We start from the raw sequence: 16,336 nt of genomic DNA, 5'->3' as shown, positions 1-16,336 counted from the left end.
CTTAATAAGGAGCGAGTATGATAACACTTAAAGAAGCGTTAAACAAAAGCGAGGGCGAACTCAAGGAGATAAAAGCCTCTCTTATACAAAAGGCAAAAGAAAAGATAGAACTTAACGCCTATATTGGCGAGATTATAGAGAGTGGTAGCGGTGTGCCTATCCTCATTAAAGATAATATTAATGTGAAAGGTTGGGAGATTACTTGTGCGAGTAAGATTCTAAAAGGCTATATTTCCCCATATAACGCACACGTAATCACGCGATTGCACGAGAATAGAATGTGTGCTTTTGGACGTGCGAATATGGACGAATTTGCAATGGGTAGCACGAGCGAATCGAGCTGCTATGGAAGGGTGAAAAATCCCCTTGACACCTCGCGAGTGCCCGGTGGCAGCAGTGGAGGAAGTGCGGCAGCTGTGGCAGCAGGGATTGCCATCGCGTCATTAGGGAGCGATACAGGAGGTTCGATCCGCCAACCAGCAGGATACTGCGGCTGTGTAGGGTTAAAGCCAAGCTATGGGCGAGTAAGCCGCTATGGTTTAGTGGCATATAGCTCAAGCCTAGACCAAATAGGACCTATCACGCAAAATATAGAAGATGCGGCATTGCTCCTTGATGCCATTAGTGGATATGACAAGAGAGATTCGACAAGTGCTAGTCTCCCGTCCCTTAATACCTTCAAAGACTTAGATTCTAATGCACGTTATAAAATCGCCGTGCTAAAAGATTTTTTAAAAGACGCTACACCACAAGTGCAAAAAGCCTATTATCAAAGCATTAAAGTCTTAGAATCTATGGGGCATAGCATTGTGGAAAAATCTATGCTTGATACGCGCTATCATATCTCTACCTATTATATTATCTGCACAGCAGAGGCAAGCTCGAATCTCGCGCGTTTTGATGGGATTCGCTATGGGAGTCGTGCTCAAGGAGATAATCTCAAAGATGTGTATTTTAATACTCGCTCGGCTTATTTTGGCGAGGAAGTCAAACGTCGTATTTTGTTAGGAAGCTTTGTTTTAAGCAGCGGATATTATGATGCTTATTATCTTAAAGCCCAGCAAGTGCGGCAAAAGATTTGTGCAGAATATGAGGGGATTCTCAATGAATGCGATGCGATTTTACTGCCTATCGCCCCTAGTGTCGCTCCTAAATTTGGCGCGTCGCATTCTCCCTTAGAGATGTATTTAAGTGATATTTATACTATTGGGGTAAATCTAGCGGGATTACCGGCATTATGTATGCCTGTAGATAAAGATGAAAATGGTTTAAGCATAGGTATGCAGCTTATTGGCGCAAAATTTAAGGAGCAGATAATCCTTAATGCTGCTTATGGATTAGAAAAAGCACTTGCTTAAAGGAGTTAAGAAATGAAAATTACGCAAAAAGCTCTTACATTTGAAGATGTCTTGCTTGTCCCTGCATATTCGCAGATATTGCCCCAAGAAGTCAATACCCAAACGATGTTAAGCAAGAATATTGCCCTTAATATTCCCCTTGTGAGTGCGGCGATGGATACAGTTACAGAATATCGCACAGCCATTGCGATGGCGCGATTAGGGGGGATTGGGATTATCCATAAAAATATGGATATTGCCTCTCAAGTCGAGCAGATTAAACGTGTGAAAAAGAGCGAAAGCGGTGTGATTGTCGATCCTATCTATATACGTGCGGATAGTACATTAGCCGATGCTAAGGCGATTACAGATAATTATAAGATTTCAGGTGTACCTGTTGTCGATGAGTATGGCAAACTCATTGGCATCTTAACAAACCGCGATGTGCGATTTGAACACGATTTGAATAAACTCGTGGGTGATTTGATGACAAAAGATTCTCTTGTAACGGCTAAGGTTGGCACGACTTTAGAAGAGGCAAAGGAGATTATGCACAAAAATAGAATCGAAAAGCTCCCTATTGTCGATGAAAACTACACGCTTAAAGGGCTTATCACCATTAAAGATATTCAAAAACGTATAGAATACCCAAACTCTTGCAAGGATAGCTTTGGGCGGCTAAAGGTGGGCGCGGCTATTGGAGTGAAGCAGTTTGAGAGGGCTGAAGCAGTCACTGATGCAGGGGCTGATGTGCTTGTGTTAGATTGTGCACACGGGCATTCTGTCAATGCGATTAAAACATTAGAAAAGATTAAATCTAAACTTGTGATTGATGTTATCGTAGGTAATGTCGTAACAGCTGAAGCTACAAGGGATTTAATCAATGCAGGAGCAGACGCGGTAAAGGTAGGCATAGGACCGGGTAGCATTTGCACTACGCGGATTGTGGCGGGTGTGGGTATGCCTCAAATTTCTGCAATTGATGCGTGCGCACAAGTGGCAAAGCAGCACAATGTACCTATTATCGCCGATGGAGGTATAAAGTATTCAGGTGATATTGCTAAAGCCATAGCCGTAGGGGCTTCAAGTGTGATGATAGGCAGCCTCATTGCTGGCACAGAAGAATCCCCAGGAGATTTAATCATCTATCAAGGCAGACAATATAAAGGTTATCGTGGTATGGGAAGTATGGGGGCGATGACAAGGGGCAGTGCGGATAGGTATTTCCAAGAAGGCACAGCACAGGATAAGCTTGTGCCTGAAGGCGTGGAGGGGCGAGTGCCATATCGAGGCAAGGTCGGCGATGTGGTGCATCAGCTCGTGGGTGGGCTGAAGTCATCAATGGGCTATCTAGGGAGTAAGGATATTCCTACATTATGGGAGAGGGCGGAATTTGTAGAGATTACTTCTGCGGGATTGAGGGAATCTCACGTGCACGATGTAGATATTACCAAAGAAGCCCCCAATTATCACGGCTAAGGAGCGGATATGCCAAATACACAAGATTCTATCTTTGATAGCACCACCACAGAGGAGCAAAGAAATGATAATACTGCCAATGGGCAGGATTTTGAAAACTTGATTGAAAAGGCAAAAGTTGTCTTAAACAAGCTAAACTCCCAAGAAATCACATTAAAAGAATTTTTAGCCCTTTATGAAAGCGGTATGCAAAGCCTAAAAAGTGCGGAGGAAATCCTAGAAAAAGCGAAGTTGCAATACCAAGAATTTAAAGAATAGCCCTTATGGAGCTTGTCGCTTACATCACAGAGCCTAATAGCGTCGCTGTATTTTTGCTACTACTCGCACGTTTTGGTGGGGTGTTTGCGTTTTTCCCTTTTTTTGATAATCAGCTTATTAGCATTAATGTTCGCGCAGCAATGGTGTTTTTTATGAGCGTGGCGTTTTTTCCCCTAGTCAATACGCAACTGCCCGATATCAGTATGGAGGAGTTTATCGTTGCAGTTTTGTTTGAAGTAATGTTAGGCTTTATGGCTTCTATTTGTTTGCAAATTGTGTTTGCTATGCTTAGTTTTGGCGGGGAGCTTATCAGCTTTACTATGGGGCTTACTATGGCGAGTGCTTATGACCCTGTGAGTGGGGCGCAAAAGCCTATCATTGCGCAACTCATTGCGATTTTAGGACTGCTTATCGCATTAAGCCTAGATTTTCATCATACGATTTTTCTTATCATCTCTCATAGCCTTAGTGCCACGCCTTTAGGGGGATTTGTCTTTGAACCAAAGAGTGTGGCATATTTTGTTAAGGCTTTTGGTAATATTTTTGCTGTGGGATTCTCTATGGCTTTCCCTGTGTTAGCCATTATTCTGCTTTCTGATGTGATTTTTGGTATGATTATGAAGACCCACCCGCAATTCAACCTTCTTGCCATAGGATTCCCTGTAAAAATCGCCATTGCTTTTGTCGTGCTGATCCTTACCATTTCTACAATTATTTATACATTCAAAAATGAGCTAAAAAATGCCTTTCTTGCGGTAGGCAAACTCTTTTTGGGGCAGTAAAGTAATCCCTATAAAAGATTTTTGCGCAAAATCACTACACATTCTCTATGATGTGTATAAGGGAATTGGTCAAAAAGCCCAAATCGCGCAATACTATGCGTTTGTAAAAGGATAGATAAATCTTGTGTGAGAGTGCTAGGATTGCACGAAATGTAGATAATGCTAGGAAAACGTTGTAAAAATGCTAAAATTGCTTTATCACCTACACCGCTGCGAGGTGGGTCGATTAGCACACACTCAATATTAAAAGATGCAATATCCACATCTTTAAGGCGAAAAAAGGCACGTTCCCCACATAAAGCTTGTATACTTTCACGCGCATTAAGCCGCACGGGGGTAATGTTTGTAATATGATTTTGTGTCATATTGTCTTTAAGCAGGGCGATAGCGGATTTTACTACTTCTGTGGCTAACACCTTTCTAAAAAATGCAGACAATATCAAAGTGAAATTCCCACTCCCACAATAAATCTCCAAAGCATCGCAAATAGGCTTAGGATAGAGTTTTTGCAGCGATGAGGCGACAAATTCAAGCATTTTAAGATTAATAAGCGGGTTTGGTTGACTAAAAGCTCCCTCTTGCTTAAAATATTGATAATGATAAGTGCCATTCAAGAGACTTAGAGATTCACATATATAAGTTTTGCCTAATACACACTTTTGATTTTTGCTGCGTCCAACGATATGCAATGGCACATTGAGTGCTTTTGTAAGCCTATATTGCGCTTTTTGTGCCGCTTCTTCCCATAGAGAATCTAAATGCTTATGATAAATGAGTGTGATAATCACCTCATCTTGCATACTGCACAGCAGATTACACGCATAAAGCTTGTGATGAAGGATTTGATTGTGTTGTAATATATCAAGCAGGAGTGGGAAGAGGCTTTGCAAAATGGGGAGTAAAATCGGGCATTGTGTAATGGGGACTTTATGGGCAGATTCTAAGGCACTCATTGCAAAGTGCATTGTGCCATTATCGTGATAAATCCGCCATTCCGCACGAGCGCGAAAGCCACTCTCTAGAGAATCAAAGCTTTCAATCCTCACATTTTGTTTATTGAGTAAGGGGTAAAATTCCTGTGTGGTTTGCGCAATTTTGCCTTCAAACTGCTGCTTATAGCTTAAGGCAGTGTTATTACACCCGCCACAAATGCCAAAATGCGCACATTCCATCTTTGCAGCTACTTAAATCCCTGCACGAGATTCCCAATGAGTAGATTCCACCCATCAACTAGCACAAATACTAGAATTTTAAAAGGGAGGGAAATCATCACTGGCGGGAGCATCATCATACCCATTGCCATAAGCACGGAGCTAATTACCATATCAATGACCAAGAAGGGCAGATAGAGTAAAAAACCTATCCAAAAGGCAGTTTTTAGCTCACTTATCATAAAGGCGGGTATTAGCACACTAAGAGGTACATCATCGACACTTTGGGGATTCTCAAGGTGGCGGATTCTAAAAAATAGCGCGAGGTCTTTCTCACGTGTGTTTTTAATCATAAAATCTTTAAATGGCACAATGGCGCGCTCAAATGCCTCATCATAGGAAATCTGCTTCTCTGTATAGGGCTTAATGCCTACTTCATAGCTTTTAGTTACTACTGGCTCCATAATAAAAAAAGTCAATACAAGCGCGAGGCTTACAAGGATTTGCGTAGGAGGAGACTGCTGTGTGCCAAGTGCGGTGCGTAAAAAAGCAAAAACAATAACAATACGTGTGAAGCTTGTCATCACAAGCACAAGGGAAGGCGCAAGCACAAGTAGAGTAATGATAAGGACGATATTAAGTGTTGTAACAAGCTCGGTAGGCTCTTGTGGTGCAGTAATAGATAAGTCTACTGAAGGCAGCACGGGATTATTAGGGAGCGATGGGACAGAGGGGATACTTGAAGGTGATGGAAGCACAGGTGTGATATTAGAGCTTGGTTCAGCTGATAAAAAACACACGCAAATGCAATATATCCATAAAAGTTTTTTCAAAATCACTCCCAAATCGAAAGAATAAAGGGCGTATTATAAAATTTTGTGTGTTAAAATTACATAAATCAAGGTTTGTATCTTGCTATGCTTAAAGGAAGTGTATGAATATATCAATAGTGATTCTTGCAGCAGGAGCTGGCACACGAATGAAGTCAAACACGCCAAAGGTGCTTCATAGAATCTGTGGCAAGGCAATGCTGTTTTATAGTATTGATGAGGCATTGTATTTAAGCGATGATGTGCATATCGTGCTTTATCACCAAGAAAACCTTATCAAAGAATCTGTGCTTAAAGCCTATAAAATAGCCTATGATGAAAAAAGGTTACATTTTCACACACAAGATCATATCAATTTTCCCGGCACAGCAGGGGCACTGATGCAAGGAGGCAGGGGCGCAGAATGCAAAAAACCCTTTTGCTACAAATATGATGAGGTGCTTATCCTTAATGGAGATATGCCTCTTATCTGCTCACATACGCTTCAAGCCCTATGTGCTAATAATGCGCCCATTGTAATGAGTGTGCTGCATTTAGACAATCCTAATGGCTATGGGCGTGTGGTGATAGAAAATAATGCTGTGCAAAAAATCATCGAACAAAAAGATGCAAATGCACGAGAGTTATTGATTAAAGATGTAAATGCGGGGGTGTATAAGATTCACAAAAGCATATTGGAGAAGTATTTAGCGCGTATTAGTAATACAAATGCACAAAAGGAATTTTACCTCACTGATGTGATTTTTTATGCCAAGCAGGATAATGTATCCATTGCCGCGTTGATAGTAGAGGAAGCAGAATTTATGGGGGTGAATTCTAAGGTGCAGTTAGCCAATGCACAAGAGGTAATGCTCACTCGCTTAAGAGATGCTGCAATGGAGCAAGGCGTGATAATGCACCTGCCTCATACCATTTATATAGAATCTCAAGTGCGATTTTATGGAGAATGTATCATCGAGCAAGGAGTGCAAATACTCGGGGAATGCGAGATTAGAGATGCTCACATTAAAGCTCATAGCGTGATTGAGCAAAGCATTATAGAATCAAGCGATATAGGGCCTCTAGCTCATATCCGCCCTAAAAGTCATATCAAAAATACGCATATTGGTAATTTTGTTGAAACTAAGGCGAGTAACCTCAATGGCGTTAAGGCAGGGCATTTAAGCTATTTGGGGGATTGTGAGATTGATAGCGGGAGCAATATTGGCGCGGGAGTGATTACCTGTAATTATGATGGCAAGGCAAAGCATAAGAGCATTATAGGCAAAAATGTATTTGTGGGAAGTGATGTGCAGCTTGTCGCCCCTGTGAAAATTGCTCAAAATACGCTTATTGGTGCAGGTAGCACGATTACAAAAGACACACAAGAGGGGGATTTGGTGCTTTCACGCACACCGCAAAAACATATCAAAAATGGCTATTTTACATTTTTTAACAAAAAACCATAAGGAGCAAGTATGAATAGCATTATCCTCAATGGCAAAGCATATCCATTAGATACAAACTGCACGATTCTAACGCTCATAGAGCATTTAGGCATAGCTCATAAGGCAATGGCAATAGCTATTAACACACAGGTGGTAAAAAAAGACTTGTGGGAAAGCTATGTGTTGCAAAATGGCGATGAAGTGGAGATTTTAGACTTTGTTGGCGGTGGGTGAATGCGGCAAATAGCGATAATATGGCTTTTTTGTGCCTTATGTATCAATATCGTATTTGCTTGCACTGGGGATTGCAAGGCTTGTCATGCAAACCTAGACTATAAAAATGATATAAGACACGCTCCTATGCTTGTGTGTAAAAGCTGTCATACAGAGGCAAAAATGGCGCAAATTGATATGGGAAGCTGTGGGGAAGACTGCTTTGCCTGTCACGATATGCGCAAGATTCAAACACCCATCCTTGCAAAAGAGCATATCGTGCTAAATAGCTGTATTCAGTGTCATACCAAACTTTCCAATTCGCCACTTAGCACCGGAGAAAATATTTTTCAAAAAGGCATAAAAAGCTTTAGCAATGGACTTTTAGCTCCTTAAGATTCTATAACATTACAATATCTGCAAAAATGAGAATAACACAGAGAAAATATAAAAAAACTTTAATCTTTATTTGCTTATAATGTAGGCTCACCTTTTTAAAATAACCACAAGATAGCCCTTGTGTTAGCTTAATAGGTCAAACTACAAACAGGAGAACATATGCGAGAGGATAAGATAATTGAGAGTTACACAGGAGTAACGCCTCAAAGAAAAAAAAGTAATGTCCCAGCAAGGCTTGATTTTTGGCAAAGTGCGACAGGATTGTTTTTGGGGCTATTCATGTTAGCTCACTTGCTTTTTGTGTCCAGCATTCTTATCAGCAAGGAAGCGATGTATAAGGTTACAAAGTTCTTCGAAGGAAGTATGATTTTTGGTGAAGCAGGTGAGCCAAGGATTGTTTCCGTAATTGTTGCCATTGTTATCATTGTGCTTGTAGCACACGCATTTTTAGCAATGAGAAAATTTCCTATTAACTACAAGCAATTCCTCGCACTCCGTGTTCATAAGGACTTAATGAAGCACGGCGATACGACATATTGGGTAATCCAAGCAGCTACAGGTTTTGCTATATTTTTCCTTGCTATGCCACATGTATTTATTATGCTTACTCAGCCAGAAAATATTGGTCCTAGTGCATCTGCATATAGATTTTATCACCAAGATTTTTATCTTCTTTACGCGCTCTTGCTTTTCGCGGTTGAGTTTCACGGCTCTATTGGGCTTTATAGGCTTTGTATTAAATGGGGTTGGTTTGAAGGTTTAGGTATAAAAACTTTGCGAGCTATTAAACTTGCTCTTACTATTTTCTGCCTTGTGCTTGGTATCGCGTCATATATTGCTTATATGCAAATTGGACACGGACTAGATAGTAGCAAAAGCATAGAAGAATACAGAATCTTAGATGAGCACACACAAGGAAAAGGAGAATAAATGAAGGTAGTATATAGTGATGCCTTAATTATTGGAGGTGGTTTGGCAGGACTTAGGGCTTCTATAGCAGCACAACAAGTAGGCTTAAACACGATTGTATTATCTCTCGTACCGGTGAAAAGAAGCCACTCTGCTGCGGCTCAAGGTGGTATGCAAGCAAGTCTAGGAAACTCTGTAAAGAGTGATGGAGACAATGAGGATTTACACTTTGCAGATACTGTGAAGGGAAGTGATTGGGGTTGTGATCAAGATGTAGCAAGAATGTTTGTTACCACAGCTCCTAAGGCGATTCGTGAGTTAGCAGGATTTGGTGTGCCCTGGACGAGAATCCAAAAGGGAGATAGACCTGCGGTAATTAATGGTGAAAAGGTAACTATTACCGAAGATGACTTTAGACACGGCTATATCCATTCACGTGACTTTGGCGGCACAAAAAAATGGCGCACTTGCTATACAGCAGACGCTACCGGACATACTATGCTTTATGCAGTGGCTAATGAAGCCTATAAGCTTGGTGTGGATATCCAAGACAGAAAAGAAGCCCTCTCACTCATTCATCAAGATGGCAAATGCTATGGTGCTGTGGTGCGGGATTTAGTAACAGGTGAGCTTTCTGCATATGTTTCTAAAGGCACTCTTCTTGCCACAGGTGGCTATGGTAGAGTGTATCGCAATACCACAAATGCCGTGATTTGTGAAGGCACAGGGGCGGCAATTGCTATGGAGACAGGTGTGGCGAAGCTTGGCAATATGGAGGCAGTGCAGTTCCACCCCACCCCGCTTGTCCCTAGCGGAATCTTACTCACTGAGGGTTGTCGTGGTGATGGTGGTGTGCTACGTGATGTTGATGGCTATCGTTTCATGCCTGATTATGAGCCAGAAAAGAAAGAATTGGCAAGTAGAGATGTGGTTTCACGAAGAATGCTTGAGCATATACGCAATGGCAAGGGTGTTAAATCCCCTTATGGCGATCATTTGTGGCTTGATATTTCTATCTTAGGACGCGCACACGTGGAGAGAAACTTGCGTGATGTGCAGGATATTTGCAAGACATTTGCTGGAATCGATCCTGCTACACCGGGTGTTTGGGCGCCCGTAAGACCAATGCAGCACTATTCTATGGGTGGTGTTCGCACAAACTATAAGGGAGAGACTCATCTCAAAGGCTTATTTGCAGCGGGTGAAGTGGCTTGCTGGGATTTGCACGGATTTAATAGACTTGGTGGAAACTCTGTGAGTGAGGCCGTGGTATCAGGTATGATTATTGGTGAATACTTTACAGAACATTGTCAAGGGGCACAAGTTGATGTGCAAACTTCCACACTTGAAAAATTTGTCCAAAAGCAACAAGATTATCTTAGTGCATTGCTCAATAGCACAGGCAATGAAGATGTCTATGTGTTAAAAAATGCGATGAAAGATATTATGGATAATGATGTAGGGATTTTCCGCGATGGCAAAAGTTTGCAAGAAGCTGTTAATAAGCTTGAAGAGCTTTATAAACGAAGTAAGAATATTCGTGTGCAAAATAAGAAAATGCACAATAACCCTGAGCTTGAAGATGCTTACCGCACACCAAAAATACTTAAAATTGCGCTATGCGTAGCAAAAGGTGCGCTTGATAGGACAGAATCTCGTGGTGCGCACACACGTGAAGATTATCCAAAACGAGATGATGCAAATTGGCTAAAACGCACTCTCACAAGCTGGGAAAACCCAAATCAAACGTTACCAACGGTAACGTATGAAGATTTGGACATTATGAAAATGGAAATCGCGCCGGGATTCCGTGGGTATGGAGCTAAGGGTATGATTATAGAGCACCCAAATAGTGCGATTCGTCAAGCTGAAATTGACAAAATCACGCAAGAAATCCAAGCTAAAGGTGGCGATAGATACGCTTTGCAAGAAGCTTTAATGCCCTTCAATCTCCAGCCAAAATTTAAAGCAAGAAATCAACGATTAGGAGACAAACAATGAGTGCAGCAACACAACAAAGAGGAAGAATACTAACTATTCGAGCATTGAAGTTTGACCCACAAAGTGCGGTCTCAAAGCCACATTTTCGCGAATACCAAATAGAAGAAGCACATTCTATGACGGTTTTTATCGCATTGGGTATGATTAGAGAGCAGCAAGACCCGGATTTAAGCTTTGACTTTGTGTGCCGTGCAGGGATTTGCGGAAGCTGCGCGATGATGATTAATGGACGCCCACGTCTTGCGTGTAAAACACTCACACAGGATTTCGCTGATGGCATTATTACACTTATGCCACTTCCTGCATTTAAGCTTATTAAAGATTTGAGCGTGAATACAGGCGAATGGTTTGCGGGTATGACAAAACGGGTAGAGAGCTGGATACATACACAGCACGCCCCTGATATTTCTAAACTTGAAATGCCTATTGAGCCTAATGTAGCCGATGAAATCTTTGAGCTTGATAGATGTATTGAATGTGGCTGTTGTATCGCAAGCTGTGCAACTAAAGTAATGAGAGATGATTTCGTAGGTGCTGCGGGTATGAATAGAATCGTGCGTTTTATGATTGATCCACACGATGAGCGAACTGATGAGGATTATTATGAACTTGTGGGTAATGATGATGGTGTATTTGGCTGTATGAGCCTTATTGCTTGCCATGATACCTGTCCTAAAGAACTCCCATTGCAAAGCAAAATCGCTTATTTGCGTCGCAAAATGGTAAGTGTAGGTTTGAAGAAATAATCTTTTGCCCCTTTTTATAGAGGGGTAGATTCTAAGATGACTTTTATGCACTTTATACATTTCATACAATCTACTTTCCTTTCATCAACGAATATCGCTCTTTTTACTCTTGTATGCCTTTTTGTTTTTGCTGGTTGTTCCTCGATTGTAGCATCGACTAAAGACATTAAAGATCCCTTAATGCTTTCCTCTAATCCCCCGCCCATCTTTGACCCGCTAACAAGTAACATTGCCGCGCCTCATATTAAAATACTTAAAAACAATCCCACACTTACAGGCGGGGTGCTTGTAAGTGATGGTGTTGATGCGTTTTTAAGCCGTGCCTACCTCGCTCGTATGGCAAAAAAAAGCATTATTTTGCAAACTTATATTTACAAAAATGATATGGCTTCTCGTATCCTTATGCACGAGATTTGGCTTGCTGCTCAAAGGGGCGTTATTATCAAATTGCTTATTGATGATAATGGACTAGATTCTGATTTTTCAGATATTATCGCCCTTGATAGCCATCCTAATATTGAAGTAAAGATTTTTAACCCTTATAAAAATCGCTCAAGGATTCTGCGCTATCCGGAAATGGTCTTTGACTTTGATAGAATCAATCATCGTATGCATAACAAACTTTTTATTGTTGATGATATAGCTCTTATTATCGGTGGGCGCAATATTGCAGATAATTATTTTGACCAAAATATTGATGTGAATTTTGTGGATACTGATGTGCTTTTTGTTGGCAAAGTAGCAAAGGATGCTAAAGACAATTTTTATGAATATTGGAATTTTCACCGCTCTATTCCCGTCTCGCTCCTGCCGCTTAAATCCTCCATTAAAAAATTTAAAGCTTCTATGGAAAAAATCAAGGCTAATCCACAATGGGAGCGATACGAAGAAGAAATACACACGCTCATAGACAAATATAATAATAAAACATTGTATTGGGGCAATGCTACATATATTGGTGATGCTCCGCAAAAAGTGCAAGATACTCAAACGCCAAAGCCTATTGCAAAGGCACTTGTGGAGATTCTAAATCGCACAAATAATAATCTCTACATCTCTGCTGCCTACCTCGTGCCGGGTAAAGAGGGTATGAAAATCTTTGAAACACTTCTTGCTTCGGGTATAGAGGTGCAGATTCTCACCAATTCTCTTGCTTCTACTGATTCACTTGTCGTATATGGCGCGTGGGAGAGGTATCGCAATGCCCTTGTGAAAGGCGGCGCACAAGTATATGAGTATCAATATTTAGGCAAGGGCAAATCAAAGCTTAGGGACAAAATCTCAAAGTCTAAGGCTTCTTTGCATAGCAAAAGTATCGTATTTGATGATACTATTACGTGGATTGGGAGCTTTAATCTTGACCCACGCTCAATTTATCTTAATACAGAATCTGTGGTGATTTTTGATAATCCACAATTTGCTAAAGCCCTTAAGGCTGATTTGATTGAAGATATGGAAGATGCGTGGAAAGTATATGAAAATCACGGAAAAACATATTGGGAGGGAGAACACGAGGGTAAAATACAAACGCTTAGCTACCCACCAGATACAAGCATTTGGACACGTATGCTTAAAGCACTCTCAAAGCTCTTGCCTGAAAATCAAATCTAAGCTTTAATCCCCACACATAAGGGCAGTAGCTAAATATACGGCCCTTATGCTTTTTGCTCTTTTTTGATGATTTGTCCCTCTCGTAAATGTATTACTTCATCGGCAAGCTCTATCGTACTGGGGCGATGGGCTACGATAATAATAATTTTATCTTTTCTTAAAGCCTTGATACTTTCCTTAATCGCCTCTTCTGTTTGTGCATCAAGGGCGGAAGTTGCTTCATCAAAGATAAGCACTTCAGGATTCTTATAAATCGCTCGTGCGATGGCGATTCTCTGTCTTTGCCCACCACTTAAATTCGTGCCAAACTCATCAAGAATCGTATGTATGCCCTCACTCATTGCTGCTACAAAATCCCAAGCGTGAGCGAGTTTGAGCGCTTCAATAGCCCTTTTTTCATCTATCTCTCCACCATAGGCTACATTATTTAAAATACTATCGCGGAAAATAAAGATTCTCTGCGTAACCACTGCCATATTATCGCGCACACTCTTTTGCGTATAGTCCTTGATAGGCTGATTGTTGATATATATCTCTCCGTTACTAGCATCATAAAGACGCAAAATAAGATTGATAATAGAGCTTTTGCCACTGCCACTTTTACCCACAAGCGCGGTAATTTTATTTTTTGCAAATGTTATACTCACACCATTAAGGGCATAGACATCTGCATTGTAATGGAAATGCACATCTTTTAAGGTAATTTCGTTAATGGGAGGATTTAGCCTCAAAGTGCCGTCGTGAATCTGCTGTTTTTGATTGAGGATTTCAAAGATTCTGTCACTTGCGACTATGGCAGATTGCATTTGCGCATAGAGATTGACTAGTCGTTTCAAAGGCGTGTAGATAAAAAAGAGTGCCCCCACAAATGAAGAAAATTGCGCCACACTTAGCTTATTTTGTGAAATATCTATGATTGCCATATACACCACGCAACCAAGCATAATAGCCCCTAAAAGCTCCATAATAGGTGTGGTTAGCTCACCCACCCGCACAGCTTTCATATTGATTTTAAAAAACTGCATATTTTGAGTATAAAAGCTTTGATACTCTACCTTCTCCCCATTACTTGCTTTAATCACCTCGACATTATTAAAAATTTCATTCAGTTTAGAAGTAATATCTGCATTTTTTTCTTGGATAGTGCGGGAGTATTTTTTGATTTTTTTGATGATGAGATTAATAGGAATCATTGCCAAAGGAATAACCACCAAACATACAAAAGCATATTTTGGACTTTGATAAATCGTAATTGCCACTAAGCCAATAATCGTAACACTCTCTCTAATAAACTCTGTGATATAGTTTGATACTGCCGAGCGGATAATGCCAATATCATTGGTAATTCGCGCGATAAGCTCCCCTCCACGCATTTTATTAAAAAATGCCATCTCAAGACTTAGCATATGAGAAAGCATTCTATCGCGCATTTGCCGCACAATATCCTGCCCGATGAGATTCATAAAATAAGCTTGTATATAAGTGCCAACAGATTTGCCAAAATACACACCCACAATCATAGATACCATAGTTAATGCCAATGAGCCATTTTGAACTAATTCATCAAAGCTAAAAAGCGGATTAGCACGAGGCGTTTTGCCCGATAGGGTATCAAGCAATGGTTCTAAGAGATAGGTAATCCCTGCCGTGCAAGCCGCCACGACAAGAGAAGCGCAAATAGCAATAGCAAAGGAAGCATAATGCCCCTTAATATAAGGAAAAAACTTTTTGAAAAAATCAAGAATTGTTCGCATTTACATCAAATCCTGCATCAAGTATCGCTTCAGTAATCATTTCTTGTGTAGCCGGAGGGCTAAATTCGACTTTCACTTGCGCTTTTTGCAAATCGACATCAATCAAGCTTACCCCCTCTATCTCTCCTACAAATTTTTCTACCTTATCCACGCACTTACCGCAGTGCATACCTCTCACTGATAGTTGTATGGTCATATTTACTCCTTGATACAAGTTATAGAATCTTCACATTATAGAATCTAAATCCTTAAGAACCAAATTTGCAAATCATAGATAAGCTCAAGTATATATGATAAAAGATTTAACCTTATTCATTGTATTAATCCTTTTTCCTTGTGGTTAGCGCTGCTGGAGTGAGTGGTATCTATCAAAGCTTTTTAAGGTTAGTCTATAAGGGGAAGGGGGCTTAGCTCCTTTTGTAAGATTTATGTAGCACTTAAACTACAATAACACAATTAGAATAAAATCTCAATTTTTACTGATATAAAATAAATCACACGAAAAAAGCCACATACCTAAAAGCTTACTAATGCTATTTCCAAGCATACATTTACCATTTACGATGAAAGGATTAGCTGACTTGCTTATGCAATTTATCACTTGCACGAAGTGTTCATAATATACACGCAGTGTTATCCACACTTGTAAAGTGAGTTCGTAGGGTTAGATTCTATTGTTGCCCTTGCTCCTGTTCTTCGTGCCGCATTTCTGCTTGTGTAAGGGGATTGCCCGAAATACAAAGCCTATTTTATTTCTTACAAAATGGCTAAATTGTGCCTTAGCACGCACCTTCAAAGTGAAAATCCATACACTAAATGTAAAAGCTATGCAAGAGTCTTGTATTTCAAGAGACAATAGCGCAAAGAAATGCTATAGCACGCAAGGATTTATTTAGAATCCTACGCAGGCATTCATCATCTTTTCATAGCTTTGCAATGCCTTTTTCACAAAAGATTGATTGGTGCTTATAAATAATGTCTCAAAATTATTTTCAAATGCATTTTTGCTCCAATTTGCCGAGCCTATAATCAATACTTGCCTATCAATAATCGCCATTTTTTGGTGCATAATGCCATAATATTGCTTATTTGCCGCACGTATACCACTTAGCAGACAAACTGAAATATTATTATATTTTGCAAGATAGCCAATCGTCGAAGTTTTATTATTCATATTGGCTTCCTTATCATAAATGATATGCACTTTCACACCTCTTTTTGCGCTATCCCGCAGGATTTTTGCAATATCATTATATGTAAAGCTATAAATGCTGATTTTTATTTCACTTTTTGCGCCCTGAAGTGCATTTTTGAGCGCATTAAAAGCTACTTTTTGCTCATAGGGTAGCATATAGAGCTTATCCTCTGCAAAATGTATCGTGTGAAGCATCCCCATAATCAAGCAAATTTTTAATATTTTGTTAAATTTTTGACGCATT

16 protein-coding genes are annotated in these 16,336 nt (G+C 40.3%); 11 read left to right on the top strand and 5 right to left on the bottom strand.

Annotated features, from left to right (window positions below; translation table 11 throughout):
* Positions 1–17: 17 nt before the first annotated feature.
* From gatA to fliR, 4 genes are read left to right on the top strand one after another with little or no spacing between them, the layout of a single operon-like run.
* Positions 18–1,358: an Asp-tRNA(Asn)/Glu-tRNA(Gln) amidotransferase subunit GatA gene (gatA, locus tag QZ289_RS02520; protein WP_295698838.1), complete on the top strand. Its 1,341-nt coding sequence runs from the start codon at positions 18–20 to the stop codon at positions 1,356–1,358.
* Positions 1,359–1,370: 12 nt separating this feature from the next.
* Entirely contained in the window at positions 1,371–2,816 is a 1,446-nt protein-coding gene (guaB, locus tag QZ289_RS02515) for an IMP dehydrogenase (RefSeq protein ID WP_295698836.1), read from the top strand.
* Between the two features lie 9 nt (positions 2,817–2,825).
* Positions 2,826–3,074: an exodeoxyribonuclease VII small subunit gene (gene xseB / locus QZ289_RS02510; RefSeq protein WP_295698834.1), complete on the top strand. Its 249-nt coding sequence runs from the start codon at positions 2,826–2,828 to the stop codon at positions 3,072–3,074.
* A 5-nt stretch (positions 3,075–3,079) separates the two neighbouring features.
* Positions 3,080–3,856 carry a flagellar biosynthetic protein FliR gene (fliR, locus tag QZ289_RS02505; RefSeq protein WP_295698833.1) on the top strand — a complete coding sequence of 259 codons (777 nt, stop codon included), beginning with the start codon at positions 3,080–3,082 and terminating at the stop codon, positions 3,854–3,856.
* Between the two features lie 8 nt (positions 3,857–3,864).
* Here fliR and trmA read toward each other — a convergent pair whose 3' ends face one another.
* Together trmA and fliP are read right to left on the bottom strand one after the other, a co-directional pair.
* Entirely contained in the window at positions 3,865–5,028 is a 1,164-nt protein-coding gene (gene trmA / locus QZ289_RS02500; protein WP_295698831.1) for a tRNA (uridine(54)-C5)-methyltransferase TrmA, read from the bottom strand.
* Positions 5,029–5,036: 8 nt separating this feature from the next.
* Positions 5,037–5,840, bottom strand: a complete 804-nt coding sequence (gene fliP / locus QZ289_RS02495) for a flagellar type III secretion system pore protein FliP (protein WP_295698828.1) — start codon at positions 5,838–5,840, stop codon at positions 5,037–5,039.
* A gap of 101 nt (positions 5,841–5,941) precedes the next feature.
* Between fliP and glmU the strand changes: the two genes are divergently transcribed.
* The 7 genes from glmU to QZ289_RS02460 all read left to right on the top strand — a co-directional run bounded on the left by glmU (position 5,942) and on the right by QZ289_RS02460 (position 13,143).
* On the top strand, positions 5,942–7,285 hold the full coding sequence (gene glmU, locus QZ289_RS02490) for a bifunctional UDP-N-acetylglucosamine diphosphorylase/glucosamine-1-phosphate N-acetyltransferase GlmU (RefSeq protein ID WP_295698825.1): 1,344 nt from the start codon (positions 5,942–5,944) through the stop codon (positions 7,283–7,285).
* A 9-nt stretch (positions 7,286–7,294) separates the two neighbouring features.
* On the top strand, positions 7,295–7,498 hold the full coding sequence (thiS, locus tag QZ289_RS02485) for a sulfur carrier protein ThiS (protein WP_295698822.1): 204 nt from the start codon (positions 7,295–7,297) through the stop codon (positions 7,496–7,498).
* On the top strand, positions 7,499–7,873 hold the full coding sequence (locus QZ289_RS02480) for a hypothetical protein (protein WP_295698819.1): 375 nt from the start codon (positions 7,499–7,501) through the stop codon (positions 7,871–7,873). It begins immediately after the preceding gene.
* A 162-nt stretch (positions 7,874–8,035) separates the two neighbouring features.
* The gene (locus QZ289_RS02475; RefSeq protein ID WP_295698817.1) at positions 8,036–8,806 is read left to right on the top strand and encodes a fumarate reductase cytochrome b subunit; all 771 of its coding nucleotides are present in this window, start codon (positions 8,036–8,038) and stop codon (positions 8,804–8,806) included.
* Positions 8,807–10,786, top strand: a complete 1,980-nt coding sequence (locus QZ289_RS02470; protein WP_295698815.1) for a fumarate reductase flavoprotein subunit — start codon at positions 8,807–8,809, stop codon at positions 10,784–10,786. It abuts the gene before it with no gap.
* Entirely contained in the window at positions 10,783–11,532 is a 750-nt protein-coding gene (locus QZ289_RS02465) for a fumarate reductase iron-sulfur subunit (protein ID WP_295698813.1), read from the top strand. Before QZ289_RS02470 ends, QZ289_RS02465 begins: the two co-directional genes overlap by 4 nt.
* 36 nt (positions 11,533–11,568) lie before the next feature.
* Positions 11,569–13,143, top strand: coding sequence for a phospholipase D family protein (locus tag QZ289_RS02460; RefSeq protein ID WP_295698811.1), 1,575 nt, complete (start codon positions 11,569–11,571; stop codon positions 13,141–13,143).
* A 44-nt stretch (positions 13,144–13,187) separates the two neighbouring features.
* On the opposite strand, the gene QZ289_RS02455 is transcribed toward QZ289_RS02460, so the two are convergent.
* The 3 genes from QZ289_RS02455 to QZ289_RS02445 form a co-directional block, all read right to left on the bottom strand.
* Positions 13,188–14,888 (bottom strand): ABC transporter ATP-binding protein, encoded by a 1,701-nt coding sequence (locus QZ289_RS02455; RefSeq protein ID WP_295698961.1) that lies wholly within the window; start codon positions 14,886–14,888, stop codon positions 13,188–13,190.
* Positions 14,881–15,093: a copper ion binding protein gene (locus tag QZ289_RS02450; RefSeq protein ID WP_295698809.1), complete on the bottom strand. Its 213-nt coding sequence runs from the start codon at positions 15,091–15,093 to the stop codon at positions 14,881–14,883. The genes QZ289_RS02455 and QZ289_RS02450 overlap by 8 nt, the downstream gene beginning before the upstream one ends.
* A gap of 696 nt (positions 15,094–15,789) precedes the next feature.
* Positions 15,790–16,335, bottom strand: a complete 546-nt coding sequence (locus QZ289_RS02445; protein WP_295698807.1) for a phospholipase D-like domain-containing protein — start codon at positions 16,333–16,335, stop codon at positions 15,790–15,792.
* Position 16,336 lies beyond the last annotated feature (1 nt).

The organism is uncultured Helicobacter sp. (assembly GCF_910577135.1).
GTDB classification, from domain to species: Bacteria; Campylobacterota; Campylobacteria; order Campylobacterales; family Helicobacteraceae; genus Helicobacter_C; species Helicobacter_C mastomyrinus.
The sequence above is the reverse complement of the archived record's forward strand: the minus strand, read 5'-3'. Positions and strand labels throughout refer to the sequence as shown.

Excerpts from the sequence above, each read along its gene's own strand:
- QZ289_RS02445 (WP_295698807.1), bottom strand. The coding sequence starts at position 16,335 with ATGCGTCAAAAATTTAACAAAATATTAAAAATTTGCTTGATTATGGGG.
- QZ289_RS02480 (WP_295698819.1), top strand. The coding sequence starts at position 7,499 with ATGCGGCAAATAGCGATAATATGGCTTTTTTGTGCCTTATGTATCAAT.
- guaB (WP_295698836.1), top strand. The coding sequence starts at position 1,371 with ATGAAAATTACGCAAAAAGCTCTTACATTTGAAGATGTCTTGCTTGTC.
- QZ289_RS02475 (WP_295698817.1), top strand. The coding sequence starts at position 8,036 with ATGCGAGAGGATAAGATAATTGAGAGTTACACAGGAGTAACGCCTCAA.
- QZ289_RS02470 (WP_295698815.1), top strand. The coding sequence starts at position 8,807 with ATGAAGGTAGTATATAGTGATGCCTTAATTATTGGAGGTGGTTTGGCA.
- QZ289_RS02460 (WP_295698811.1), top strand. The coding sequence starts at position 11,569 with ATGACTTTTATGCACTTTATACATTTCATACAATCTACTTTCCTTTCA.
- xseB (WP_295698834.1), top strand. The coding sequence starts at position 2,826 with ATGCCAAATACACAAGATTCTATCTTTGATAGCACCACCACAGAGGAG.
- QZ289_RS02450 (WP_295698809.1), bottom strand. The coding sequence starts at position 15,093 with ATGACCATACAACTATCAGTGAGAGGTATGCACTGCGGTAAGTGCGTG.
- thiS (WP_295698822.1), top strand. The coding sequence starts at position 7,295 with ATGAATAGCATTATCCTCAATGGCAAAGCATATCCATTAGATACAAAC.
- fliR (WP_295698833.1), top strand. The coding sequence starts at position 3,080 with ATGGAGCTTGTCGCTTACATCACAGAGCCTAATAGCGTCGCTGTATTT.
- trmA (WP_295698831.1), bottom strand. The coding sequence starts at position 5,028 with ATGGAATGTGCGCATTTTGGCATTTGTGGCGGGTGTAATAACACTGCC.
- gatA (WP_295698838.1), top strand. The coding sequence starts at position 18 with ATGATAACACTTAAAGAAGCGTTAAACAAAAGCGAGGGCGAACTCAAG.
- QZ289_RS02465 (WP_295698813.1), top strand. The coding sequence starts at position 10,783 with ATGAGTGCAGCAACACAACAAAGAGGAAGAATACTAACTATTCGAGCA.
- glmU (WP_295698825.1), top strand. The coding sequence starts at position 5,942 with ATGAATATATCAATAGTGATTCTTGCAGCAGGAGCTGGCACACGAATG.